Source organism: Klebsiella sp. 4_1_44FAA, assembly GCF_000238715.1.
GTDB lineage: Bacteria > Pseudomonadota > Gammaproteobacteria > Enterobacterales > Enterobacteriaceae > Klebsiella > Klebsiella pneumoniae.
The window spans coordinates 228,673-253,365 of sequence record NZ_JH414804.1 but is presented as its reverse complement, the minus strand read 5'-3'; the positions used below and the strand labels follow the sequence as shown (position 1 = coordinate 253,365).

Annotated in this window: 21 protein-coding genes; 12 read left to right on the top strand and 9 right to left on the bottom strand. The window is 55.7% G+C overall.

What is annotated here, in order from left to right; all coding sequences use genetic code 11:
- Positions 1 to 502: 502 nt before the first annotated feature.
- Positions 503 to 2,761, top strand: coding sequence for a TonB-dependent siderophore receptor (locus tag HMPREF1024_RS05530; RefSeq protein ID WP_004186492.1), 2,259 nt, complete (start codon positions 503 to 505; stop codon positions 2,759 to 2,761).
- Between the two features lie 263 nt (positions 2,762 to 3,024).
- On the opposite strand, the gene HMPREF1024_RS05535 is transcribed toward HMPREF1024_RS05530, so the two are convergent.
- The 3 genes from HMPREF1024_RS05535 to HMPREF1024_RS0127295 all read right to left on the bottom strand — a co-directional run bounded on the left by HMPREF1024_RS05535 (position 3,025) and on the right by HMPREF1024_RS0127295 (position 5,791).
- Complete coding sequence (locus tag HMPREF1024_RS05535; protein ID WP_004177844.1) at positions 3,025 to 3,393, bottom strand: helix-turn-helix transcriptional regulator; 369 nt, start codon at positions 3,391 to 3,393, stop codon at positions 3,025 to 3,027.
- Between the two features lie 33 nt (positions 3,394 to 3,426).
- Positions 3,427 to 5,187, bottom strand: coding sequence for a tannase/feruloyl esterase family alpha/beta hydrolase (locus HMPREF1024_RS05540; protein ID WP_009309441.1), 1,761 nt, complete (start codon positions 5,185 to 5,187; stop codon positions 3,427 to 3,429).
- Between the two features lie 373 nt (positions 5,188 to 5,560).
- Complete coding sequence (locus HMPREF1024_RS0127295) at positions 5,561 to 5,791, bottom strand: potassium:proton antiporter (RefSeq protein ID WP_032412573.1); 231 nt, start codon at positions 5,789 to 5,791, stop codon at positions 5,561 to 5,563.
- Between the two features lie 21 nt (positions 5,792 to 5,812).
- Here HMPREF1024_RS0127295 and bamA point away from each other — a divergent pair, with 21 nt between their 5' ends.
- Both bamA and iraM read left to right on the top strand, forming a co-directional pair.
- Positions 5,813 to 8,236: an outer membrane protein assembly factor BamA gene (bamA, locus tag HMPREF1024_RS05545; protein WP_009309439.1), complete on the top strand. Its 2,424-nt coding sequence runs from the start codon at positions 5,813 to 5,815 to the stop codon at positions 8,234 to 8,236.
- A 550-nt stretch (positions 8,237 to 8,786) separates the two neighbouring features.
- Complete coding sequence (gene iraM, locus HMPREF1024_RS05550) at positions 8,787 to 9,140, top strand: anti-adapter protein IraM (RefSeq protein ID WP_002885039.1); 354 nt, start codon at positions 8,787 to 8,789, stop codon at positions 9,138 to 9,140.
- 38 nt (positions 9,141 to 9,178) lie between these two features.
- Here iraM and HMPREF1024_RS05555 read toward each other — a convergent pair whose 3' ends face one another.
- From HMPREF1024_RS05555 to HMPREF1024_RS05565, 3 genes are read right to left on the bottom strand one after another with little or no spacing between them, the layout of a single operon-like run.
- A complete protein-coding gene (locus HMPREF1024_RS05555) occupies positions 9,179 to 9,940 on the bottom strand; it encodes an inositol monophosphatase (RefSeq protein ID WP_009309436.1) in 762 nt (253 codons plus the stop codon).
- Positions 9,941 to 9,950: 10 nt separating this feature from the next.
- Positions 9,951 to 10,964 carry a LacI family DNA-binding transcriptional regulator gene (locus HMPREF1024_RS05560; RefSeq protein WP_009309434.1) on the bottom strand — a complete coding sequence of 338 codons (1,014 nt, stop codon included), beginning with the start codon at positions 10,962 to 10,964 and terminating at the stop codon, positions 9,951 to 9,953.
- Positions 10,961 to 11,731, bottom strand: coding sequence for an MBL fold metallo-hydrolase (locus HMPREF1024_RS05565; protein WP_002885048.1), 771 nt, complete (start codon positions 11,729 to 11,731; stop codon positions 10,961 to 10,963). Before HMPREF1024_RS05565 ends, HMPREF1024_RS05560 begins: the two co-directional genes overlap by 4 nt.
- A 163-nt stretch (positions 11,732 to 11,894) precedes the next feature.
- On the opposite strand from HMPREF1024_RS05565, the gene HMPREF1024_RS05570 reads away from it, so the two are divergent.
- Genes HMPREF1024_RS05570 through HMPREF1024_RS05585 form a run of 4 tightly spaced genes read left to right on the top strand, consistent with a single transcriptional unit; the run spans position 11,895 to position 15,843 of the window.
- On the top strand, positions 11,895 to 12,926 hold the full coding sequence (locus tag HMPREF1024_RS05570; protein ID WP_004177837.1) for an ABC transporter ATP-binding protein: 1,032 nt from the start codon (positions 11,895 to 11,897) through the stop codon (positions 12,924 to 12,926).
- 29 nt (positions 12,927 to 12,955) lie between these two features.
- Positions 12,956 to 14,095, top strand: a complete 1,140-nt coding sequence (locus HMPREF1024_RS05575; RefSeq protein ID WP_004177835.1) for an extracellular solute-binding protein — start codon at positions 12,956 to 12,958, stop codon at positions 14,093 to 14,095.
- Between the two features lie 60 nt (positions 14,096 to 14,155).
- Positions 14,156 to 14,989 (top strand): ABC transporter permease, encoded by an 834-nt coding sequence (locus HMPREF1024_RS05580; RefSeq protein WP_004177833.1) that lies wholly within the window; start codon positions 14,156 to 14,158, stop codon positions 14,987 to 14,989.
- Positions 14,986 to 15,843, top strand: coding sequence for an ABC transporter permease (locus HMPREF1024_RS05585; protein ID WP_004186517.1), 858 nt, complete (start codon positions 14,986 to 14,988; stop codon positions 15,841 to 15,843). Before HMPREF1024_RS05580 ends, HMPREF1024_RS05585 begins: the two co-directional genes overlap by 4 nt.
- A 46-nt stretch (positions 15,844 to 15,889) precedes the next feature.
- On the opposite strand, the gene HMPREF1024_RS05590 is transcribed toward HMPREF1024_RS05585, so the two are convergent.
- A complete protein-coding gene (locus tag HMPREF1024_RS05590; protein ID WP_009309430.1) occupies positions 15,890 to 16,171 on the bottom strand; it encodes a YjcB family protein in 282 nt (93 codons plus the stop codon).
- 506 nt (positions 16,172 to 16,677) lie between these two features.
- Here HMPREF1024_RS05590 and HMPREF1024_RS05595 point away from each other — a divergent pair.
- Positions 16,678 to 18,282 (top strand): EAL domain-containing protein, encoded by a 1,605-nt coding sequence (locus HMPREF1024_RS05595; RefSeq protein ID WP_004177824.1) that lies wholly within the window; start codon positions 16,678 to 16,680, stop codon positions 18,280 to 18,282.
- Here the strand turns inward: HMPREF1024_RS05595 and soxS are convergent.
- The gene (soxS, locus tag HMPREF1024_RS05600; RefSeq protein WP_004151738.1) at positions 18,267 to 18,596 is read right to left on the bottom strand and encodes a superoxide response transcriptional regulator SoxS; all 330 of its coding nucleotides are present in this window, start codon (positions 18,594 to 18,596) and stop codon (positions 18,267 to 18,269) included. The two genes, HMPREF1024_RS05595 and soxS, sit on opposite strands and share 16 nt — an antisense overlap.
- Positions 18,597 to 18,680: 84 nt before the next feature.
- Here soxS and soxR point away from each other — a divergent pair, with 84 nt between their 5' ends.
- The 4 genes from soxR (at position 18,681) to HMPREF1024_RS05620 (ending at position 23,599) form a co-directional block, all read left to right on the top strand.
- Complete coding sequence (soxR, locus tag HMPREF1024_RS05605; protein ID WP_002885077.1) at positions 18,681 to 19,139, top strand: redox-sensitive transcriptional activator SoxR; 459 nt, start codon at positions 18,681 to 18,683, stop codon at positions 19,137 to 19,139.
- A gap of 259 nt (positions 19,140 to 19,398) precedes the next feature.
- Positions 19,399 to 20,067, top strand: coding sequence for a glutathione S-transferase family protein (locus tag HMPREF1024_RS05610; RefSeq protein WP_002885078.1), 669 nt, complete (start codon positions 19,399 to 19,401; stop codon positions 20,065 to 20,067).
- Positions 20,068 to 20,455: 388 nt separating this feature from the next.
- The gene (locus tag HMPREF1024_RS05615; RefSeq protein ID WP_002885079.1) at positions 20,456 to 21,805 is read left to right on the top strand and encodes an NCS2 family permease; all 1,350 of its coding nucleotides are present in this window, start codon (positions 20,456 to 20,458) and stop codon (positions 21,803 to 21,805) included.
- Positions 21,806 to 21,952: 147 nt separating this feature from the next.
- Entirely contained in the window at positions 21,953 to 23,599 is a 1,647-nt protein-coding gene (locus HMPREF1024_RS05620) for a Na+/H+ antiporter (RefSeq protein ID WP_002885082.1), read from the top strand.
- 162 nt (positions 23,600 to 23,761) lie between these two features.
- Here the strand turns inward: HMPREF1024_RS05620 and HMPREF1024_RS05625 are convergent, their stop codons facing one another.
- The gene (locus HMPREF1024_RS05625) at positions 23,762 to 24,643 is read right to left on the bottom strand and encodes a LysR family transcriptional regulator (protein ID WP_004177821.1); all 882 of its coding nucleotides are present in this window, start codon (positions 24,641 to 24,643) and stop codon (positions 23,762 to 23,764) included.
- Positions 24,644 to 24,693 lie beyond the last annotated feature (50 nt).

The window sequence follows — 24,693 nt, the reverse complement described above, 5'->3', positions numbered from 1 at the left end:
ATGCCGACAAATAGTTTTCTCCCATTTTATCGCTTACTATTAATGTGTTTTTATCTTTAATTTAACTATGGAGATAATATGGCGAAAATGTGTGTTTTTAATGATAAATAGAAAATAATGATGATGTTTTTATTTTATTTCTCCCCATCTGTTTTGTTGTAACCTTTTGATTGTTAGTGTTTATTTTATTTTTCTCCGATATTGATTATTATCATCTTGATAATGAATCTCATTTTTATTACCGTAACACGGCACATTACTCTAATGACACGCTGTCTGGATTACGCTATCAAAGAATAGCGCGCAGCGCTTTTTCTCTAATGATGAAACAGGGCACTTAATTTTATTATGTCTCACGCTGTTTTTTTATTCCCATTAATGCCGGGAAGGTGCTGACCTGCGCCAAAATCTGGCGAGGCGCTGAGGCAAGTATTTTATCCCATTGTTTTTTCAATTGGGGAAGGCGTTATGCCCGACAGCAACAGAAAACAGGGCATATTCTATGAAATACACGTCTCACTTCCCGCTGGGGATCGTCATTCCTTTGCTCGCCTGTAGCGTGCCGCTGCAGGCGGCAGAGAACATGACCGAACAATCGACGCCTGACGAGAGCGCCGCCACTGCCGAAAATCACGAGGAGACGATGGTCATAACCGCCGCCAGGCAGAACCTGCAGGCGCCGGGCGTGTCGACCATCACCGCAGAAGAGATCCGCAAACATCCCCCCGCCCGCGATGTGTCGGAGTTAATTCGTACGCAGCCCGGGGTAAACCTGACCGGCAACTCCACCAGCGGGCAGCGCGGCAACAACCGGCAAATTGATATCCGTGGCATGGGGCCCGAGAATACGCTGGTGCTGGTCGATGGTAAACCGGTGACCAGCCGTAACTCGGTGCGGTATGGCTGGCGCGGCGATCGTGACTCCCGCGGCGATACCAGTTGGGTGCCAGCGGAGATGATCGATCATATCGATGTGATCCGCGGCCCGGCGGCGGCGCGCTATGGTAATGGCGCGATGGGCGGGGTCGTGAACATCGTGACCAAACCGACCACGCGAGAATGGCACGGGTCGTGGAATACCTATATGAATGCTCCGCAGCACCGTAAAGAAGGGGCGACGAAACGTACTAACTTTAGCCTCAATGGTCCGCTGTCGGACAGTGTCAGCTTCAATCTCTGGGGTAATCTGAGTAAAACCCAGGCCGATGCACAGGATATTAACGCCGGGCATGAAGCGGAACGTACCGGTTCCTACGCCGGTTCTTATCCCGCCGGACGTGAAGGGGTGGTGAACAAAGATATTCACAGTAAGCTGCGCTGGGAGTTTGCCCCGATGCAGGCCCTGGAGTTTGAGGCCGGTTACAGCCGCCAGGGTAATCTCTATGCCGGCGACACACAAAACACCAATACCAGTACGCTGGTGAAGAGTATGTACGGGAAAGAGACCAACCGTCTCTACCGGCAAACTTACGGCGTAACATGGACCGGCGGCTGGGATAATGGCGTGACCAGCAATAGCTATGCCCAGTACGAACACACCCGTAACTCGCGAATGGATGAAGGGCTGGCGGGCGGTACGGAAGGGATCTTCTCCAGTAGCGAGTTTTCAGATATCGATCTGGCCGATGTCCTGCTACATAGTGAAGTGAATATTCCGTTTACGCTGGGGGTCGATCAGAATCTGACGCTGGGGACAGAATGGAATCAGCAGCGGATGAAAGATGGCGTATCGACAACCCAGGCGCTCTCTTACGGCACTATCGATGGCGTATCGGCTACCGGTCGTAGCCCGTACTCCAGCGCCGAGATCTTCTCGCTGTTTACCGAAGATAATATGGCGCTAACGGACAGCACCATGCTGACACCCGCTCTGCGCTTCGATCACCACAGCATCGTCGGCAATAACTGGAGCCCCTCACTGAACCTGTCTCAGGAGCTGACGGACGACTGGACGCTGAAGCTGGGCATTGCCCGCGCTTACAAGGCGCCTAACCTCTACCAGTTGAACCCGAACTATATTCTCTACAGCAACGGTCAAGGCTGTTACGCCAGTAGTTCCGCCTGCTATCTGATGGGGAATAGCGATCTGAAAGCGGAGACCAGCGTTAATAAAGAGATTGGTCTTGAGTACAAGCATGATGGCTATCAGGCGGGGATCACCTGGTTCCGTAACGACTATCACAATAAGATTGAGTCAGGGTATGCGGCGGTGGGTACCGCCAGCAACGGCACCACCAATATCTATCAGTGGGAAAACGTACCAAAGGCGTTAGTGGAAGGCCTGGAAGGAACGCTGAATCTGCCGGTGGGGGAGGCGGTTAACTGGAGCAATAACCTGACCTGGATGCTGCAGAGCAAGAATAAGACGACCGGCGACCGGCTGTCAGTGATCCCGCAGTTTACCCTGAACTCGACTTTGAGCTGGCAGGTTCGTGAAGATCTCTCCCTGCAGAGCACCTTTACCTGGTATGGTCGACAGAAACCAAAACGCTTTAATTATAAGGGCGAGGCGGTCAGCGGCAGCGAACTAAACGAAGTCAGCCCATACAGCATTGTCGGCCTCAGTGCGACCTGGGAAGTGAACAAAAATCTGAGCTTCACCAGCGGGATAGATAACCTGTTTGATATCCGCCACTACCGGGCAGGGAATGCGCAAACGACCGGCAACGCGACGACGGGAGCTTATCTGTATGGCGCGGGTGCCGAGACCTATAACGAATCGGGGCGGACCTTCTTTATGAGCGTTAATACTCATTTCTGATGATCCTGATGAGGAGTAAACCGGGTGCAACGCGACCCGGTTTTTTTATTTCAGATGAGAGCGGAGGAGGCGGTTATAAATCGTGACAAAATCTTCACGCCCTCTACATTATTAGCTCAACATATCCTTTTATACTGATTTCCGTCGCGCAAGGTCGTTGATCCCGACCGGGTTCGATAATAGCATCCTGCTATTTCCCTTCTGTAATATCCCCTGTCCCCCTTCCATTCCCAACCGCAGCGATGCGGAGGAGGGGGACCTCCTTATTTTTGCCGCGTGATCTGATAGCGATACTGAGTGGGCGTGAGCGCATGATATTTTTTGAAGGTACGATTAAACGCACTGAGATCGTCATAACCGACCATCATACAAATATCGACGATTCGGTAACCAGGCGTCGTCAGCAATAAACGGCGACACAGCGACATGCGCTGCTGGCGGATATATTCCATTGGCGAACGATCAAAATAATGACGGAAGAGCCGAAACAAATGCCAGGGGGAATAACCAGAGATATCGCTCAGATCGTCGACGGTCAGTTTCTTATCCAGATTATTATCGATCCACAAGAGCAGGTCGCTTAATACCGATTGCTGGAGCGTTTTGCTACGCATAATTGCGGCCAATCCCATAACGCAGGGCTCCTCAATGAGGAGCCCTGGGGTTTATTGAACAGTGAGTGTGCCGTGGCGAACCTGATAATTTTTTTGATTATCAGGGCCAATATAGTCGCTGGCGGGTTTTGCCAGCTGCAGATGACCAAAGGCGGATGTTTGCTCTGCATGATAATTTTCGCCGTCATTCACGTCGCCGCGCCCGTTATAACGGGCAATGGCCGGGAAGGGATACACCGGACGAGTCGCGATAACAGCTGGAGCGGCGTCAGCGTAAGGCTGACTGACTTTCTGCACGCCGTGAAACTGCGTTTGCGCATCTGGTTTTTCTGTCATCGGCGGCAGGTCGGCAGCGGCTGTTGCCCGTTTGCCGGCCATGATCTCCTGCGGCGCGATGCCTTCCTCGGTCCAGCGCATCAGCGGGGTAAGGAGATCAATTTGATCGTAACCTTCGCCATTACCGCAATGGGCTACCCCAGGCAGCAGGAATAACCGCAGGAAGGTATCCGTTGCGGCATGGCCCATCTCTGCTTCTACGCCGCGATAATAGGCGATAGAAAAGGCCGGACTGACGGAGTCATCGGCCAGACCGTGCCAGAGGATAAGCTTGCCGCCGCGCTGTTGATAGGCATGAAGATTGGTATTTGCCGCGTTATAGAGCGGCGCCAGTTGGGCGACGGCGTCAAAATTCTGCTGGTTAAGCGGGAAATCCCGCATCGATTGGATCTTCTGTTTTTCTCCTGGCAGGAGCACGGATTGCAGAGCCGGTAGTACCATCATTTCCGACATTGAGTGGCCGGTCGGCGTCTCGGGCACCGGCCAGCGTAGCTCGGAACCCAGCGGCAGACCGCCCGCGACGAACTGGGCGCCGTGGCTGTCGTAAGCGCCGCGGTAGAGCTTTTTCACCACCTCGATCTCTTCCTGCGTCAGGCAGGTAGAACGGTCCCGAGCATCGGCAGGACAGCGGGGGAGCCATGACTCAGAGAACTGACAGGCATACGGATTTTGCAGGATACCATCCTGCACGCCGGAAAGCGTCGGGCAGTGAGCCAGCACGGCCTGGTGAATCAGAGGAAGGCGATTTTTCAGCAGGATAGCGGTACCGTCCGGGCGCTGATTGGCGGCCACATTCCAGCCGTGGAAGAAGGAGTTCTGAAACTGGAAAAAGGCCGCTGGCGCGCCAGCGCTGATACCGTCAAAATCCTGCGGAAAGCGCTGCGCTTCCATCAATGCTTCGCGACCGCCGTCTGAGCAGCCCATAAAGTAGGCATACTTTGGCGGCTGGCGGTAAAGCGTCTGCATCACCGCTTTGGCCAGCACGGCGGTCAGGTGGTTGGCGCGCCAGGCAAAATCGATGCGCTTTTGCGGATCTTCGGCCCATGACGCATCCATCATACTGCCATGGTGCCCCATATCGGTTGCTGCCACCACAAACTCGCCGTTCATTGCCGGCAGGCAGCCGCTGGCATTCGACAGACTCAGGTTAATACTCCCGCACAGTCCGCCACAGCCGACCTGCAAAAAACGTTGACTCCAGCGTTGAGTCGGCAGGGCAATCTGCACGCCAATCTCAGGGGCGATAGTGGCGCTCACCTTGCACCAGCTTCCCTGCGCGGAGGTCTGCATTTCAGTGTGATTGATAGTGACCTTTGCGCCAACGGCCGCGCTGAAGTCGGTAGCGCTTAGCGCATCGCATGTCAGCGCGGGAAGAACGATCGGCAGACTGGCGACAGCCTGCGTGGGTGAAGCGAACGATAACCCGAAGAGGGCGCAGAGGATGATGGGCAAGATTGTCTTGAGTAAGCGTGTCATACGCAGTTCCCTGTGGCTGATGATGGGAGGCGGCAGGATGGCGAAACCTATGCCTCACCTTCCCTGGCGAGGCGCCACTGCTTGGCTATTGTAGATAACGATAGACTTTCCTTGATGCCTTGATAAGGCGACCCTACTGTATTCTGCTATTTTGAGGAAAATATGGAGATGTTTGCCAACGGCGTCTGGCGGTGAATTCGGGGTAGAATGTTGTGATATCAGTTGCATAATTTATTCAATTTCTCTTCATTAAATCTGCTGGGTTGCAGGTTATTTTTCTCCCTGTTCCTGGTGATCCCAGAGAGCATCATTCCTAACGAGATCCTTCCCCCTTTCCATTAATAAGAAAGGGGGCTTTTTATTAATAAAACGTTCAGGCAAATCTAAATATAGTACTGGTGTTGGCCATTAGAACCATGCGCTTCAGAAAAAGTTCCATCATTAAATATATTTTTAAAGATGCTTTAATATCCATTTTTTCTCCATTTTGTCGCCATAATTGCATGTAATTCTGCGCCTCGCTCAGGTTATTTTCTGTCGCATATTTTAGAGATGCATCCTGAACAAATAAGCTCAACGCCAGCAGAACACTGCTATTGCTCATTATCTCGTAGACGACACATTCATGTTAAAAAAGACTCATATCATCAGCGGATTATTGATCGCCCCTTTAACGTTATATGCCGCAACATCATATCAAGTTGATGATATCCGTTTTGAAGGGCTACAGCGCGTGACCGTCGGGGCGGCGCTATTAAGTATGCCATTGCACGCGGGAGATGCGGTGACGCCAGAAGATGTCAGCGAGGCAGTGCGCGCGCTGTATGCGAGCGGCAATTTCGAAAATGTGCAGATCCTGCGCGATGGGAAAACGCTGGTGGTGCAGGTTAAGGAACGGCCCACTATTGCCAGCGTCAGTTTTTCCGGGAATAAGGCAGTGAAGGATGATGCGCTAAAGGAAAATCTCACCGCGTCCGGTATTTCTGCAGGTAGTGCACTGGATCGAAATTCGCTTAGCGAAATAGAAAAGGGGTTGCAGGATTTCTATTACAGCGCGGGGAAATACAGTGCGCAGGTTCACGCGGTGGTGACCCCGTTACCGCGTAATCGCGTTGACTTAACGTTCGTTTTTCAGGAAGGCATCTCGGCGAAAATCGCACAAATAAACATTATCGGTAATCAGGCGTTTCGGGAAGAGACGCTCCTGGACCAGCTTCAGCTACGTGATAATGTGCCGTGGTGGAACGTGGTAGCCGATAAAAAATACCAGAAGCAGAAGCTGGAAGCCGATCTGGAAACGCTGCGCAGTTTTTATCTCGATCGCGGCTATGCGCGCTTTGCTATCGAGTCCACGCAGGTCAGTATGACGCCAGATAAAAAATCCCTGTATATCACTATCGCCCTCAATGAAGGCGAACGTTATCGGGTCGACCGAACTCAGGTGACAGGCGATCTGGCTCAGCATGGGCCGGAGATCGAGGCGCTTGCCCAGCCGCTGGCGGGGGCATGGTATAGCGGGGCGCAAGTCACCACGGTTGAAAATGAGATCAAAAAGCATTTTGGTAAGTATGGTTATGCCTGGCCACAGGTGACGACCACACCGGAAATCGATGATGCGCATCACCGCGTGGTGCTGCATATTCAGGTCAACGCGGGCCGCCGCTACTCGGTACGCCAGATCCGCTTTTCCGGTAACGACACCTCCCGGGACGCGGTGCTGCGTCGAGAAATGCGCCAAATGGAAGGGGCGTGGCTCAACAACGAAAAAGTCGATCAAGGGAAAGTACGTCTTGACCGAACGGGTTTTTTTGAGAACGTTGAACAGCAGATCGTTCCGGTCAGTGGGACGGCAGATCAGGTCGATGTGGTCTACAAAGTGAAGGAGCGCAACACCGGCTCATTCAACGTGGGCCTGGGATTTGGTACGGACAGCGGCGTGAGCTATCAGCTTGGCGTGACGCAGGATAACTGGCTGGGTACGGGTAATAGCGTGAGCTTCAACGGGACGCGCAACAGCTACCAGTCTTATCTTGAACTGGGGGCGACGAACCCGTGGTTTACCGTAGATGGCATCAGCCTGGGCGGAAAGATTTTTTATAACAGCTATGATGCTTCTGATGCGGATGCCGGGAGCTATAACCAGCAGAGCTATGGTTTAGGTAGTACGCTAGGGTTTCCCATTAGCGAAAATAACTCCCTGAACCTGGGACTGGATTATGTCCATAATCGCCTGACCAATATGGATCCGGAGCTGACGACCTGGCGCTACCTCAGCTCTCGGGGAATCGAGCCCAGCGTGGTGACGAAAGATGGCGACAGCGGCGCAAAATATAGCGCCAACGATTATTTTGTGAGTCTTGGATGGGGCTACAACGATCTCGATCGCGGCTTCTTCCCGCGTGCGGGAAACAAGAGCAGCCTGAGCGGTAAAGTGACGCTCCCCGGTTCGGATAATAGCTACTACAAACTCTCTTTTGACACCGCCCAGTATCTGCCGCTGAGCGAGAACAAGCGCTGGGTCTGGATGGAACGCCTGCGCGCAGGCTATGCCGGCGGGTTAGACGGCAAAAGTGTGCCGTTCTACGATAACTTTTACGCTGGCGGTTCGTCGTCAGTGCGCGGATTTTCTTCTAACACCATTGGGCCTAAAGCGGCCTATTACCGCTGTAACGGTAGCGAAAGCAGCTATAGCGCCTGCCCGCTGGACGCCTCGTCTGATGCGGTCGGCGGGAATGCCATGGCGGTGCTGAACAGCGAATTTATCATTCCAACCCCCTTTGTGAATGATAAGTACGCCGATAGTCTGCGAACCTCGCTGTTTGTTGACGCGGGGACGGTCTGGAGTACATCCTGGCACAACACCGCGCAGACGCTGGCGGCAGGGATCCCTGACTACGGCGATCCGAGTCATATTCGTCTCTCCGCGGGGATTGCCGTGCAGTGGATGTCTCCCCTCGGTCCACTGGTCTTCTCCTGGGCAGAGCCGTTTAAAAAGTACGATGGTGATAAAGCAGAACAGTTTCAGTTTAATATCGGCAAAACCTGGTAGGGCTCCAACGGGGCCTGATAGACCGGCGTGGCTATATTCTGTGGACTGTCCTCCGACATAGCGATTGAGCAGAATATACTCAACCGCTATGTCGATATTATCGCTAAGGAATACGATCTGGCGGGACACCCGCGACATTTACCCGAGCGCGGTCTGCGGGCCTCGCGGACCTGGTGGCGTACGACGAGGTAACCGCGCAATAAATAGCTGCCTGCTACTATCCTCTCTTCTTGCCAAACCGCGGGTAATACTCAGTGCTGCATCATCTAATACCAATGACTGAGGCCTCATCCAGAGGGACTAAGACGTATTGTCAATTAAGTTTATATTATCTTATTTTTTATTGTATTTTCTTTTTAAGGTTAATCTGGCTGTTTTTCATCAGGCCTAACCATAAATTTAGAGAGGGAGATGAAACGTTACTAATAATGGAGTATGTTGTTAGGAATTGTCTTAAATCACATAATTACCAGGGGCGCTTGCGATTTATAACAATGAATGCTATCACTATATATTGTAATAATTTGTAGCATCTTTATAAGGAAGGAATATGAAATGGACTATTCTTAATACCCTGATCTGCCCGCAATCTGGTATCGCCTTCTCGGCTATATCCAGTCTGCGTTTCTTGAAATTTATCATGTGGTACGAGGCTGATGTAATCCTGTTGCCCGGTGAGTCGATAAGACTCTATTCCTCGAGAGTTTTAATTAATGACCAGTATCATTCATTAAAAATCTATAATATTACGGTGTACGACGAGGCGCAGTGGGAAAAATTACGTGAGCGACCATCGTGCCCTTACCATGCCGGTGGCGAGCGGTCTGACTCCTGTTTTTACCAGTCCTTTTGCACGATTAAGCGTTGCCCGAATAATATTCCCCGCAGTGAACCCTGGCGTTAGCCAGTCCACGCCGCCGGTCAGACACCGGCGGCGTGACGTCATTTCGCCAGCAGGGCGGCCAGTCGAGGCTGGACGCTTGCGCAGCCGGCCAGCACGAGGTTGCCTCGCCGCAGGCCCGCATTGGCGAGAAACGCATTGCACGTTCCGCCCGCCTCCTCAATCAATAGCATGCCTGCCAGCGCATCCCAGCTGTTCATATGCGCTTCATAATAGGCGTGGAGCTGACCGGCGGCGACATGCGCCAGCATCAGGGCGCCCGCGCCAAAACGGCGATACTCCAGACCGGCGTCGAGCAGCGTGTCGATGGCCCGGGCGTAGTCGCTGGCCGGGGCCCGGCTGGAGCGCCCCATGCCGATCACCACCGCATCGGGCTCCGGCTCGCGTAGCGTCAGGCGCCGACCGTTGAGATACGCGCCTTCGCCGCGGGCGGCGAAGAAAAATTCATCGCGATCGGGGGCGTAAATGATGCCGAGCGACAGCTCGCCCTGGCACACTCGCGCCAGTGAGATGCACCAGTAATCCATGCCGAGGATAAAGTTGGTGGTGCCATCGACAGGATCCAGCACCCAGACGGTCTGGTCGTTGCCTTCAAAACCGCTCTCCTCGCCGAGGAAACCCTCCTCGGGAAAGTGGGCCTGCAGCCAGCCTTTAATCTCTTGTTCTACCGTGAGATCCGCCTGCGACACAAAGTCCTGGCGCGCTTTTTTATCGACCTGTAATCCCGCATCGCGCAGCGCCTGGGCGTGGGCGCCTGCCTGGCGAATCAAGGCGCATAATGACTCTCGTTGTGCTTCCGTCATAGTCCTGCTCTCAGATAACAAAGGGCGACGTGCGCCGGTGAATTAAGGTTACCTCCACCCAGGTGGTGCGTGAAGGTTGCGAAGGGTCGGCGGCGCGCTCCAGAAGCCGGGCGAGCGCCTGGCGGGCGATCGCCGCCACATCCTGATGTAGCGTGGTGAGCTGATAGCTATATTGCGCGGTCGTCGGCGTGTTATCAAAACCAATCAGCTGAAAATCCGCCGGAGCCTCTCTGCCGCGCTGGCGCATTCCATCGAGAAAGCCACAGGCAAGCTGGGCGTTGGCGCAGAAGATCCCCTCCAGCGCCTCGTCGGCGAGCGCCGCAGCCTGTAACCCGCCCGCGTAACCTTCTTGCTGACAGGCGAGGATCGCCAGGTGGCGTTCAACGTCCACTCCGCGCGTTTGCAGCGCCCGGCCGAACGCTTCCCCGCGCATGCGGCCGGCCCAGGTGGAAGGATGGTGGTTGAGCCAGCCAAAGCGCTGACAGCCGCTGCGCAGCAGTTGGTCGGCGGCCAGTTTGGCGCCGGCGGCGTTGTCAGAACAAACGTAATCCACGCCGGGGATCGTCGGCTGTCGATTAATGCCCACGACCGGAATATGCTGCTGGACGCAATCGTTCACCAGCGCCTCCGGCGGCTGGCCGGAGGTGACGATAACGCCGGAGACGCGAAACTGAGCGAAACGGCGCAAGGTCTGCGCCAGATCCTGCTCGCTGTGGATCTCGCTCACCAGCGCCTGAAAGCCTTGGCGCTGGATCTCGTTAAGCAGCGCATCAAGCAGGGTACTGCGAAAAGGATCGCTGATGCGCGAGACGATCACGCCGATTAAGTGGCTGCGCTGGCGGTTCAGCCCCTGGGCGAGGAAGTTAACCTGATACCCCAGCTCTTCGGCGGCGCGCAGTACCCGCGCCCGGGCGTCGGGAGAGATGCTGCCGTTGTTGCTCAACGCCCGGGACACCACTGCCCGGGAGACGCCCGCTCGCCGGGCAACATCCTGGGCGGTGACGCTGGGTTTGCGTGGGTTCATAGGAGGTACGTCTCGTCAGTGGGCGTGGGACGCGGCAGCGTTAAGGTGAGTCCATCCCGGGAAACGAATAAGCCCGGCCACGGCTGACAGGCCTGCTTTAGCGCCGACAGAGAAGCATCCTCGCAGTGATAGAGCCCCATCGCCGGGAGCTGCAGCGTTCTGAACAGCATCAGGCAGGAGGGGAAATCGCCATGCGAGGCGTCATCGTCCAGGGCTGCTACCGAGGCGCACTCCTGAAACGCCAGCCCGGCGCCGGCCATCAGGGCTATCGAGTCGGCGGTCGGTCGGCCATCGCCGCTGTAAAACAGCGTCTGCCCGGCAATGGTGATGCGGATGGCACGATTACTCAGCTCATGCTGGGTGGGGGCAGTGCGGATCTGCCAGTCCTGCCACGTCCAGGCTTCGCGGCATTCCTGCCAGTCGATGGTGAAACCAAGGTCCGCCTGCGGCCAGTTCGCCAGCGCGGCCAGCTGCATGAGCACCGGCTGCTGCGCCGGCTGGCAGTAGATAATGACTGGCTTCTGACGGGAATAACTTTTCCAGTGGTTCAGTAGCGCCGTCAGGCCGGTGCAGTGGTCCGGGTGAACGTGGGTGAAGTAGATCGCGTCGATATCGTTGACCTCGCCGCCGCGCTGCCAGAGCGCGCGGGGAACGGTGGGGCCGCAGTCGATTAACCACTGTTTGTTGTCCGCATCGATCACCCGCAGCGCGGAGGTATTTTGCGTGCAGGAAAAGGCGCTCCCGCAGCCAAGCACATCTATTTTCATTTACCCTCGCCAAAATTTTTTGCCGCTTAATTAAATTGTCATAAATACCCGACAAAGTAGGCTCACATCATGTCGAGTCAACGTTGCATTTTTTTTACAGCCAAATGAACACGTGTTCACCTTGCTAAAAAAAATGCCGCAGCAGCGCTTTCAGGTAGCGAATATGAGTTATTTACAGATCTCCGGCCTTAAAATTAGTTATGGCGATAAGGTGGTTTTACATAATATCGATCTGGCGGTAGAGCAGGGAGAGATGATTGCTCTACTGGGCCCGTCGGGATGCGGAAAAACCACGCTGCTGAACGCCCTCTGCGGCTTTATTCCGGTGCAAAGCGGCGAGGTGGCTATTGCCAGCCGAACGATCACTCATCTTGCGCCGGAGCAGCGCAATATCACCATGGTATTTCAAAGCTACGCCCTGTGGCCGCACCTGACGGTAGCGCGCAATATCGGCTATGGCCTGAAGCTGCGCAAATGGCGCGGGGCGGATATCGCGCGGCGGGTGGCGGAGCTGCTGCGAATAGTCAATCTCGAAGGGCTTGGCGAGGTGAAAGTGACCGAACTGTCGGGCGGCCAGCGGCAGCGGGTGGCGCTGGCGAGAGCCCTGGCCATAGAGCCCCAGGTGCTGGTGTTGGATGAGCCGTTATCTAATCTGGATGCCAAAGTGCGCCTGAATGTGCGCCATGAAATTAAATCTCTGCAAAAGAGACTGGGGTTCACGTCATTAATTGTCACCCACGATCAGCAGGAAGCCTTAGTGATGGCGGACCGCATTGCGGTATTAAATCAGGGGCGTATTGAACAAACCGGCACGCCGGAAGAAATATATCAACGCCCCGCGACGCCCTTCGTCGCTGATTTTATGGGGGCCGATAATAAAATAATTTCCGGTGAATTATCCGCTGCCGCAATATCCGGTTTATCTGCCGCTCAGCAGGGTGACAACGTTATTTATTTTCGCAGCGCCGATGCCGCGCTCGCTGAATTAACGCAGCCTGCGCCGCAGGAGGGGCTGGCTCTGGAAGGCGTGGTGGAGCAAAGCGCGTTTCTGGGCAATCTGTATCGTCACAGCGTGCGCTGCCATGACCGCCTGCTGCTGGCGGATGCCGCGCAGTGCTGGCCGACAAAAAGCCGCGTTCGGCTCCATGTGCCAACGCCGGCCCTGCATATTTTTCCTTTACCACTATCACAGTGATATCAGCGTGTTCATTCTGGGGACAATCCATGTTGACTAAGACGAAAGCAGCGATCGTAACGACCCTCTTCCTGAGCCTTGGCGCACAGGCCGACACCATTCTCAACGTCGCCACCGCGGGCGATCAGAATATGGTGGATTATGTAAAAACCTGGCTGGGGCCAAAATTTGAAGCCGCTCATCCCGGCGTCAAGGTGCGGGTGATCGGTACCGGCCCCGGCGACGCCGGGTCGAATAAAATTAGCGAGAAGCTAACGGCCCAGCAGGAGAGCGGCGCGCAGCAGTGGGATATCGACGTCGCGGTAGTGCACCAGAAGGCGGGCGGTGAGCAGGTGGCAAAGGGATTGCTGCAAAAATACCGTCAGGATATTCAGACCGGCGGCATGGTGAGTTCGCCGAGCGCCACCCAGGCGCTGGGCGTTAACGTTGACGGATACGTGATGCCGATGTTCTTAAGCCAGACCGCTATCGCCTGGAACAGCGATCTGGTCACTACCCCGCCGGCGTCGTATGACGAGCTGGTGGCCTGGACGCAGAAACACCCGCAGGCTTTTGGCTATAACGGCATCAAGAACGGCATGTCCGGCGTCAGCTTTGTGGTGGGCTGGATCTACGCCTACGGGACCGACGCCCAGCGTCTCTCCGCCGGGCCTTATGATAAAAGCGTCGAAAAAGGCTGGCAGCAGGCCTATGAGAAGCTAAAGGCGTTCAATAAAAACGTAACTTTCACCCCGGGCAACGCCGGGACGCTCGATATGCTGAGCCGGGGGGAAATTGCCATGGGCCCGGTGTGGGTCGATATGTTCTATAGCTGGAAAGATCAGGGCAAGCTGCCGCCGTCGATCAAGCTTGCTTTACTGGCGCCGGGCATGCCGGGCCAGCCGATGTATTACGTCATCCCGGCGAAGGCGGCGAATCCGCAGCTGGCGCGCGACTTTATCGCGCTGGCCACCAGCCCGGAAGTGCAGGCGCAGGGGATCGTCAAGCAGTTCAACTGGTATCCGGGCATCGACGCCGGGCAGGTGAAGCCGAAGCTGGATGCGGCGACCTGGCAAAAGCTGTTTGCCGAAATCTCGCCGGAAGCGCTGGCGAAGTATGGCAAAAGCTTCCCGATCGCCCCCTACTTTGACGATATCAAAGAGGGTTACGAAAGCCAGGTGGCTAATTAAACCTTTTTCCAGCCCGGGCCGCCGTCCCGGGCGCTTGCTTGTGCTGACGCCAGGTTTATTATGTCCAGTTCATTAAAATATCTGCTGCTGGTTGCCCCGGCAGCGCTGATGATCGCGATCCTGTTTTTGTATCCGCTGGGGTTTTCGCTGGTCTCGGCGTTTACCGCGCCGGGACAGCCGTTCACCCTCGATCACTTCCGCAAGGTCTATGCGCTCTACGCCAGCGATGTGCTCTTTTCGCTGCTTATTGTGCTGATCTCGGTGGCGCTGTTAGCGCTGCTCGCCATTACCCTGTCGGCAGTGATTGCGCTGTCACCCTGCCGACCCGTTGTGCGTCTGCTGGGTTTTTTGTATCGCCTGCCGCTGTTTATTCCTTTTATCGTTGTTGCCCAGATGATGCGCACTTTTCTCGCCAAAAATGGCCTGATGAACAATGCGCTGGTGGCGGCCGACCTGGTCACGCCGCTGGAGACGCTCTCCTGGCTGGGATGGAAAGGGATAGTGATCACCTTTGTCTGGAAGCAACTGGCCTTTGCCACGCTGCTGATCTGCGGGGCGATGGCGGCGCTGGAGTCGTCGCAGATCCTTGCTGCACGTAATCTTGGCGCCTCCCGGCCGCGGATCCTGTTCGATATCATGCTGCCGCAGGTCCTGCCGACTATCGGCGTGGCGCTGGTGCTGTCGACGGTGACCATGATGTCGGTGCTGTCGGTACCGTTGATGATCGGCGTGGGAACCCCGACGATGCTAACCGTGGATATGGCGTTTCGCGTCAATTCCTATGGTGATTACGCGGTGGCGAATGCGCTTGGCGTGGTGTCGCTGGCGATCTGCGGCGCGCTGTCGTGGTTTTACCTGCGCCACAGCCTGCAGCAAAAAGGCGGTGAATCATGAAAGCGCTGGCCCTCGTATCAACCCCGGCATGGTGGGTGAAAGGGCGCCGTAAAGTGCGCGCCAGTCCGGTGCTGCAGACCCTGCTGCTGCTGTTTATGCTGCTGGCGATGTTTGGTCCGCTGCTGAACCTGTTGATCTGGACCGTAGCGGAAAGCTGGTATTTTCCCCATTCGCTGCCCAGCCGGTGGGGGCTGAAGTACTGGTATCAGGTTTTCAATCCATACAGCGATGTCTCCAGCTCGCTATTAACCAGCGTGCTGATCGCTCTGTTATCGGTGGGGGTCTGTTTGCTGATTTCCGTACCCGCCGGCTATGCGCTTTCCCGGCGGAAAATGCCATTACGGATGCTGTTCATGCTGCTATTTCTTATCCCGCAGGCCTTTCCTAACCTGACGGTATACATGAATGTTGCCCGATTGTTTTATCAGTGGGGATTGAACGGCAGTATCGCAGGGGTGGTGCTGGTGCATAGCGTCCACGGTCTGATGTACTCGGTGTGGATCTGTGTGGCCGCGTTTTCAGCCATCGACCCGCTGCTGGCGCGGGCATCGCGTAACCTTGGCGCCGGGCCAGTGTATACCTTCTGGCACATTGTGCTGCCGCAGGCGGCGCCGGGGATCGTTGCCGCCAGCATCTTTGTTTTTCTGGAGTCGCTGGATGAGTTTACCGGCACTTTCTTCGTCGGGGCGCCGGATATCACCACGCTGCCGCTGCTGCTCTATAACGCCAGCATGTCGGGTAACTATCAGGTCTCGTCGATTACCGCGCTGATTTTGCTGGCCCCATCGCTGCTCTTTATGGTGGTGATCCATAAATTTATGCGTCCGGAGATGATGGCCAAATTAGGGAAATAAGGGCTGCAGAAAACGAAAAAGCTTCCCGTCGGGAAGCTTTTTAACCTCAGGTCATCATCATTGGCCATTCTGGCGGTGTCTGACTCATGACTTCAATCATCACATCTTTGATATTGTCCCAGATTTTGGCCATATCAAGCAGGGTGATACCGAGCAAACCGGTGGCGAACCAGCAGGCGGCGGCCAGGCCGAGGCAGCTGCAGATCACCGCCAGACCGGCGTAATCGCTTTTGCGAAGCTGAATATTCAGTGAGCTGGCGAGAAACATCAGTACCGCGCTCACCAGGGGCCAGCGCAATAATACGACACTGGTAGTAATGGAAGCCATTAACCTATCCTCAAAGAAAGTCGGGAGCCATGGACGACCTGACGCGACTGACGATGGCATAGCGCTCTGGTCTCAACTGGCGTACTAGAGAGTGATGAAACGCCATTTCTGTTTCATCAACTTGTGTGAACTATATCACACTTGGCGCTTTATTCACCAGTCAAAAAATGAGCTTTTGCTGCGTTTAATAACTATGAGGTTTGTGTGGATATTGGTGAGCAACCCCGGGAAGCATATTTTCATTCACTGCCTAATGATTATTATTCTGCGGGTTTTATTACCTGTTCTTGTTTATTACACGGAGAAACCGAGTCAGATGCGCGTCTATTCTTAAACTTGCCGGAATATCTTCCGAATACCTGATAAATAAGTATTATTCATCACCATCAGAGGTAAAACTGACGCTCGTGAGGGCTGTCGGATGTCAGCTGATGTCTATCGCAATCGCGATTGCTAACGTGTTCGGGCTACCTTAATTAAGGCATATCGCATGGATGTAAGCGTAAATGGGTGACAGTGCGCCGCATAAGGCGCTAAGACTCATCGGAACAGGTTTGGTTATTTTATTGCCAGTGGTGCTGGCATTGTGGTTTGCCCAGCTGCGGGCTAAAGCCGAAACCATTGATCAATTACACTCATTTTCGCAGTTGGCGCTGCAAAAAACGGAAATGGTCATCCGGGAAGCGGATCAGGCTCGGGCTAAAGCCAGCCAGTATCGCGGTGAGTTGTGTTCAGCGGATCACCAGCGTTATTTACTGCATATTGTGCGCGGCCTGCTGTATGTGGAAGATCTGATCTACGCTAACGGCCAGCGCTTTATCTGTTCAACGTCCGTTCATCAGCAAACCGGCTGGCGGATGCCGGCGGCTAATTACACCAAAAAGCCGGATGTCGCGATTTACTATTACCGGGACACGCCGTTTTATCCGGGCTTTGCCATGAATTATATGCAGAAGGGGCCCTATGTTGTGGTGGTTAATCCCTTCTCGTACAGCTCGGTGATCGCCAGCGACCGCGATTTAGCCTATGGCGTTTTCGATACCAAAACCAACCTCTTTTTCTCGGTAAGTAACAATGTCGAGCCCGCGGAACTCCATGCGTTAATTCGCGAAGGCGATACCTTTTTTAATCAGAATGGCCGGGTGTATACGATCGCCCGCTCCGCTATTCGCCCCATCGCCGTCATTATGTCCACCTCGCGGGCCAGCTACTATCACAACTTTTGTGACCAGGCCAGTCTGACGCTGCCGCTGGGGATAATTTGCAGTATTTTACTGGTGCTGGTGTGGTCGCGCACCCGCCGACAGTATCACTCGCCGCGCAATATGCTGCAGCGGGCTCTGAGCTGCCGCCAGCTGCGCCTGCACTACCAGCCGATTATCGATATTAAAAATAACCGCTGCGTTGGGGCGGAAGCGCTGCTGCGCTGGCCTGGGTTTGACGGTCCGGTGATGAACCCGGCGGAGTTTATTCCGCTGGCGGAAAATGAAGGCATGATTGCCCAGGTCACGGACTACGTGGTGGATGAACTGTTTTATGAAATGGGTGAGTTTCTGGCCAGCCATCCACAGTTGTATATAGCCATCAATCTCTCTGCGTCGGATTTCCATTCGGCGCGGCTGATTTCACAGATCAGTGAGAAAGCGCACAGCTACGCGGTCTGTATCGGACAAATCAAAATCGAAGTGACCGAGCGCGGGTTTATCGACGTACCGAAGACCACGCCGGTGATCCAGGCGTTCCGCGAAGCAGGCTATGAAATTGCCATCGACGATTTCGGCACCGGCTACTCGAATCTGCATAATCTGCACGCGCTGAACGTCGATATCCTCAAAATCGATAAAACCTTCGTCGATACGCTCACCACCAACAACACCAGCCACCTGATTGCTGAACATATCATCGAGATGGCGCGCGGGTTGCGGTTAAAGACGATTGCAGAAGGCGTGGAGACGCCGGAGCAGGTAAGCTGGCTCTACAAGCGCGGCGTACAGTATTGCCAGGGCTGGCTGTTTGCGAAAGCGATGCCGGCGCGGGAGTTTATGCAGTGGTTAGCCAATGCTCCCGCGCCCGCGAACGTGCCTCAGCCGCCGCGTCACGCGGAGATCTGATGGCGATAGTCGCTGGGAGTGCGGTCAAACTCGCGGCGGAACACCCGGGAGAAGGTTTGCTGCGAGACGTAGCCCAGATCCATGGCGATATCAAAGATCGGCCGCTGGGTGGTTCGCAACGCTTCCGCCGCCAGCAGCAGGCGGCGCTGGCGAATATAGTCCCCCAGCGTCTGATGCATCACGGTACGGAACATCCGCTGCAGGTACCACTTCGAGTATCCTGACTTTCTGGCGACTATATCAATGTTAAGTGGTTGATCGATATGTTCATCAATCCATTCAATCAAAGTTTGAATAATATCCTGATGGGACATAAAGCGGCCTCTCTCAATTCTCGATTCGTCGTTTTGTCTGCAGGCGAGTATAATTCCTCAAGTTAACTTGAGGTAAAGCGCTTTATGGAAAAGAAATCACCCCGCATCAAAATGCTGTTGACGCCTGGAGAAGTGGCAAAACGAACCGGCGTGGCGGTCTCGGCCCTCCATTTTTATGAGAGTAAAGGATTGATCCACAGTCAGCGGAATGCCGGCAATCAGCGGCGCTACCGGCGTGACGTTCTGCGCGCGGTGGCGATTATCAAAATTGCGCAACGTATTGGCATCCCGCTGGCCACTATCGGCGACGCGTTTGGCGTGCTGCCGGAAGGGCACAATCTCAGCGCAAAAGAGTGGAAGATGCTGTCATCGCAGTGGCGTGAGGAGCTGGATCGGCGCATTCATACCCTGACGGCGCTACGCGACCAGCTCGACGGCTGTATCGGCTGCGGCTGTTTATCGCGACGCGACTGCCCGCTGCGCAACCCGGGCGATAAACTGGGGGAAGAGGGAACCGGCGCCCGGCTGCTGGAAGACGAGTGATAAAACTAAAGCGCCACAACTGGGCGCTTTAGTTGTTTTCCGGTCTTGGTCTTTCGCATTATCTCGCTGGTTCGCGAGAGGGTTTCCCCCGACGTCGACGTCCCTCAGTATTGCGCAATCTGTTGATGGAGGTTCCGGTTTGCGTCGACACTTTAACTATGGCATCTGCCGTCGCTTTTTCCTCACTATTTTGCTGAAATTTTCCCGGCAATGAGCGCCTGTTCCTATAGTTAATTTGAACAAACTACGGGAGAGGCTCATGCTGACGGTACATCATCTTAATCAATCACGATCGCAACGCGTACTGTGGGCACTGGAAGAGCTGCAGCTGCCTTATCAGATAGTCCGCTATCAGCGGGAGAAAACGATGCTGGCGCCGGCGGCGCTGAAAAAAATCCATCCGTTGGGCAAATCACCGGTACTGGAAGACAACGGCTATGTGCTGGCGGAGTCCGGGGCGATCCTCGAGTATTTGCAGGAAACCTGGGACAGCGGCGGGTTGTTGAAGCCGCAGGGAATTGACGACAAACTGCAGTACCGCTTCTGGCTGCACTATGCCGAAGGCTCGCTGATGCCGCTGTTGTTAATGAAGCTGGTGTTCGCCAGCCTTGGCAAACCCCCTGTGCCCTTTGGCGTTCGCTCGCTGGGTTCGCTGCTGGGCAAGGGGATACAGAAAACGTGGCTCGATCCGCAGCTGGCCACCCATGCGCGGTTCATTGACGACCATCTTGCCGCGCGGCCATGGTTCGCTGGCGAGCGGCTGAGCATGGCCGATATCCAGATGAGCTTCCCGGTGATGGCATTGTTGGCGCGCGGCGGCATGCATGACCTCGTCCATATCGAGGCCTGGCGTCAGCGAGTGGAACAGCGACCGGCCTGGCAACGCGCCATCGAGCGCGGCGGCCCCTTCACCTTACCCGGCGCCTGAGATATCAGCGGATCCGATGACGTCGATAAATGAAAGCAACTCACTAAAAAATTGTTAGCGGATTGCGCATGGACGATAACGTTTGCGCATCGTCTGGTTATTTTCTGTTCGTCATAAGCGAAATTTAGCGAAATACGATAAACATCGGTTGAAAAGGGTTATCTAAAGGCCGGATAATCGTTTGCCTTTCTGTTTCGCTCCCCCTTTTTTCTGCTGTCCGGGGGAGGCGATAAGGTTGACCACCGTAGTGTATGCGCGGAGTTAAACGTTTGCTTTTTTGCGGCCCCCCTGGCGCTGCGATTCGGTACATGGAGATCGCGTTTAACTGGCAGTGGACGGTCCACCACGCATATCAACGAACGATAAAAATTTTCAGGGGAAGTTTTCTATGTCTACGCCTTCAGCGCGTACCGGCGGTTCATTGGACGCCTGGTTTAAAATTTCGGCGCGCGGCAGCACCGTGCGTCAGGAGATTGTTGCAGGTCTTACTACCTTTCTGGCGATGGTGTACTCCGTCATCGTGGTGCCGGGCATGCTCGGTAAAGCGGGCTTCCCGCCGGCCGCGGTGTTTGTCTCGACCTGTCTGGTAGCGGGCGTTGGCTCGCTGGCGATGGGATTATGGGCGAATCTGCCGATGGCGATCGGTTGCGCTATCTCGTTGACCGCCTTCACCGCCTTCAGCCTGGTGCTGGGGCAGCAGATCAGTATTCCGGTAGCCCTCGGCGCAGTATTCCTGATGGGGGTCCTGTTTACGGTGATCTCGGCAACCGGCATCCGCAGCTGGATCTTGCGTAACCTGCCGCAGGGCGTGGCGCACGGTACCGGGATCGGCATTGGCCTGTTCCTGCTGCTGATCGCCGCCAACGGCGTTGGTCTGGTGATCAAAAACCCGCTGGACGGTTTGCCGGTGGCGTTGGGCAACTTTGACAGTTTCCCGGTGGTGATGTCGCTGATTGGCCTCGCGGTGATCATTGGTCTGGAAAAAATGAAGGTGCCGGGCGGCATTCTGCTGACCATTATCGGCGTGTCGATTGTCGGCCTGATTTTCGATCCCAACGTCCATTTCTCCGGCATTTTCGCTATGCCATCCCTGAGCGATGGCCAGGGTAATTCCCTGATCGGCAGCCTGGATATCGTCGGCGCGCTCAACCCGGTCGTGCTGCCAAGCGTGCTGGCGCTGGTGATGACGGCGGTCTTTGACGCCACCGGTACCATCCGCGCGGTGGCTGGCCAGGCGAACCTGCTGGATAAGGACGGACAGATCATCAACGGCGGTAAAGCGCTGACCACCGACTCCCTGAGCAGCGTCTTCTCCGGTTTAGTCGGGGCGGCGCCGGCGGCGGTTTATATCGAATCGGCGGCGGGTACCGCGGCCGGTGGTAAAACCGGTCTGACCGCGGTGACGGTCGGTGTCCTGTTCCTGCTGATCCTGTTCCTCTCCCCGCTCTCTTATCTGGTGCCGGCCTACGCGACCGCGCCGGCGCTGATGTACGTTGGCCTGCTGATGCTGAGCAACGTGGCGAAAATCGATTTCAATGACTTTGTTGACGCGATGGCTGGCCTGATCACCGCGGTGTTTATCGTGCTGACCTGTAACATCGTGACGGGCATCATGATCGGTTTCGCGACCCTGGTTATTGGCCGTCTGGTCTCCGGCGAGTGGCGCAAACTGAACCTCGGCACGGTGATTATCGCTGTGGCGCTGGTGGTGTTCTACGCCGGCGGCTGGGCGATTTAAACCCTTCGTGCTCCTCACGGGCGGCTCAGGCCGCCCGTTTTATTTTTAAGCCACATCCTGTTTCCATTTGCGTTAATCTGGGTAGCGTATGATTCACAGGCACGACGCCTTACAGGTATAAAAGAAAACGCAGCAAACAGGGAACACATGGAAATATTCTTTACCATCCTCATCATGACCCTTGTGGTCTCACTCTCCGGGGTAGTGACGCGCGTACTGCCCTTTCAGGTTCCACTTCCACTGATGCAAATCGCCATTGGCGCGCTTCTGGCGTGGCCGACCTTTGGTTTGCACGTTGAATTTGATCCAGAGCTGTTTCTGGTACTGTTTATCCCGCCGCTGCTATTCGCCGACGGCTGGAAAACGCCAACCCGCGAATTTATTGAACACGGGCGCGAGATCCTCGGCCTGGCGCTAGCGCTGGTGGTCGTGACGGTGGTCGGCATCGGCTTTCTGATCTACTGGATTGTACCGGGCATTCCGCTGATCCCGGCGTTCGCGCTGGCGGCCGTGCTGTCCCCGACCGACGCCGTGGCGCTTTCGGGCATCGTTGGGGAAGGGCGGATACCGAAGAAAATCATGGGCATTCTGCAGGGGGAGGCGCTAATGAACGACGCCTCCGGCCTGGTCTCGCTCAAGTTTGCCGTCGCGGTGGCGATGGGCACCATGGTCTTTACCGTTGGCGGCGCCACCGTAGAATTTCTGAAGGTGGCGATTGGCGGCGTGCTGGCCGGGTTTGTGGTGAGCTGGTCGTATGGCCGCTCGATGCGCTTCCTCAGCCGCTGGGGCGGGGATGAACCCGCCACGCAGATTGTCCTGCTGTTCCTGCTGCCGTTTGCCTCCTATCTGATTGCCGAACATATCGGTGTCTCCGGCATCCTGGCGGCGGTGGCGGCGGGGATGACCATCACCCGTTCCGGCGTGATGCGCACCGCGCCCTTGGCCATGCGCCTGCGCGCCAACAGCACCTGGGCAATGTTGGAGTTTGTCTTCAACGGCATGGTCTTCCTGTTGTTGGGCCTGCAGCTGCCGGATATCCTCTCCAGTTCGCTGGTGGCGGCGGAGGCCGACCCCAACGTTGAGACCTGGATGCTGTTTACCGACATTATCCTGATCTATGCCGCGCTGATGCTGGTGCGTTTTGGCTGGCTGTGGTCGATGCGTAAGCTCAGTCAGCGCTTCCTGAAGAAGAAGCCGATGGAGTTTGGCTCCTGGACTACGCGCGAGCTGCTGATCTCCTCCGTTGCCGGGGTGCGCGGGGCGATTACCCTCGCCGGTGTGCTCTCCATTCCTCTGCTGCTGCCTGACGGGAATGTCTTTCCGGCGCGCTATGAGCTGATTTTCCTCGCCGCCGGGGTGATCCTGTTCTCGCTGTTCGTCGGGGTGATTGCGCTGCCGATCCTGCTACGTCACATTGAATCGAGCGATAATGTGCAGCAGCGGAAAGAGGAGCGTCTGGCGCGCGCGGCAACGGCTGACGTGGCGATTGTGGCGATCCAGAAGATGGAAGAGCGTCTGGCGGCGGATACCAAAGAGAATATCGATACCCAGCTGCTGACCGAAGTTAGTTCGCGGGTGATCGGTAACCTGCGCCGGCGCGCCGATGGGCGTAACGACGTGGAAACCTCTATGCTCGAAGAGAGTCTGGAACGCCGCTTCCGCCTGGCGGCGCTGCGCTCTGAGCGCGGCGAGCTGTATCATCTGCGCGCCACCCGGCAGATCAGTAACGAGACGCTGCAGAAGCTGCTCCACGATCTCGACCTGCTGGAAGCGCTGTTAATCGAAGATCAATAACCTGTAATCCGGATAGCGCGACGCTTATTCGGACTACTGGCGAGACTGCAGTAAATGTGTAGCCCCGGTAAGCGTTAGCGCGACCGGGGGAAACCCGGGCAGCGGCGCAAGCGCCTGACCCGGGCTACCCCTTCCCTTGCGGAACGCGTTGTCACCAGGGAATTATTCCAGCCAGAACGCTTTGCTGCACGCCAGCCAGGCCTCAGCGCTACGCGACATATATACGCCTTCCCGCCAAATCATCCCCAGCTCCCAGCGCAGCTCGCTTTGCAACGGGATCCAGCAAAAATTCTGCCGGTCGAGACGCTGGCAAATCGGTTCCGGCAGGATCGCTACGCCAATGCCCGCCTGCACCATGGCGGCGAGAAAATCCCACTGGCCGCTGCGCACCGCGATACGTGGCTTCACGTCATGCTCGGCAAACAGCCGCATCAGCTGCTGGCTAAGGGCAAATTCCTCGTTGTAGATAACCAGCGGATGCGACGCCAGCTCGGCCGGCGAGAGCGAGGTTTTACCTTCCCACTCCGCGGTCCTTGGCGTCAGGACGCACAGCGGGTGATTGAACAACGGCAGAATGGTGAGGCTGCTATCCTCCTCGACAGGCAGGGCGGTCATCGCCATATCAAGTTCGCCATTGCTGACCGCCTGCTGGACCGTCAGGCCGCCAAACTCGGCGATCTTCAGCTCGACGCCCGGATAGCGCTGGCGGAAGCGACTGATCGGCTCAGCCATCAGCATCCCGACCATCGGCGGAATGCCAAGCCGCAGCACCCCTTTATGCAGGTGGTTGATATCGCTCAGCTCTGACTCCAGCTGGCTGAACTCGCCCAAGATCGCCTGGCCGCGTTCAAAAACGACGCGCCCGGTATCGGTGAGCAGTAGTTTGCGGCCGTCGCGGATCAACAGCGTGCAGTTCAGCTCATCTTCGAGATTCTTGAGCATCTTGCTGATGGTGGGCTGTGTGACAAACAGCTTTTCCGCCGCGCGAGTAAAACTCTGCTGACGAACCACTTCAACGAAATAGCGCAGCGTTCGGATATCCATAATTATTCCCTGAGACTATACCTGCGATGATTTTAATTCATTTCTGTCCG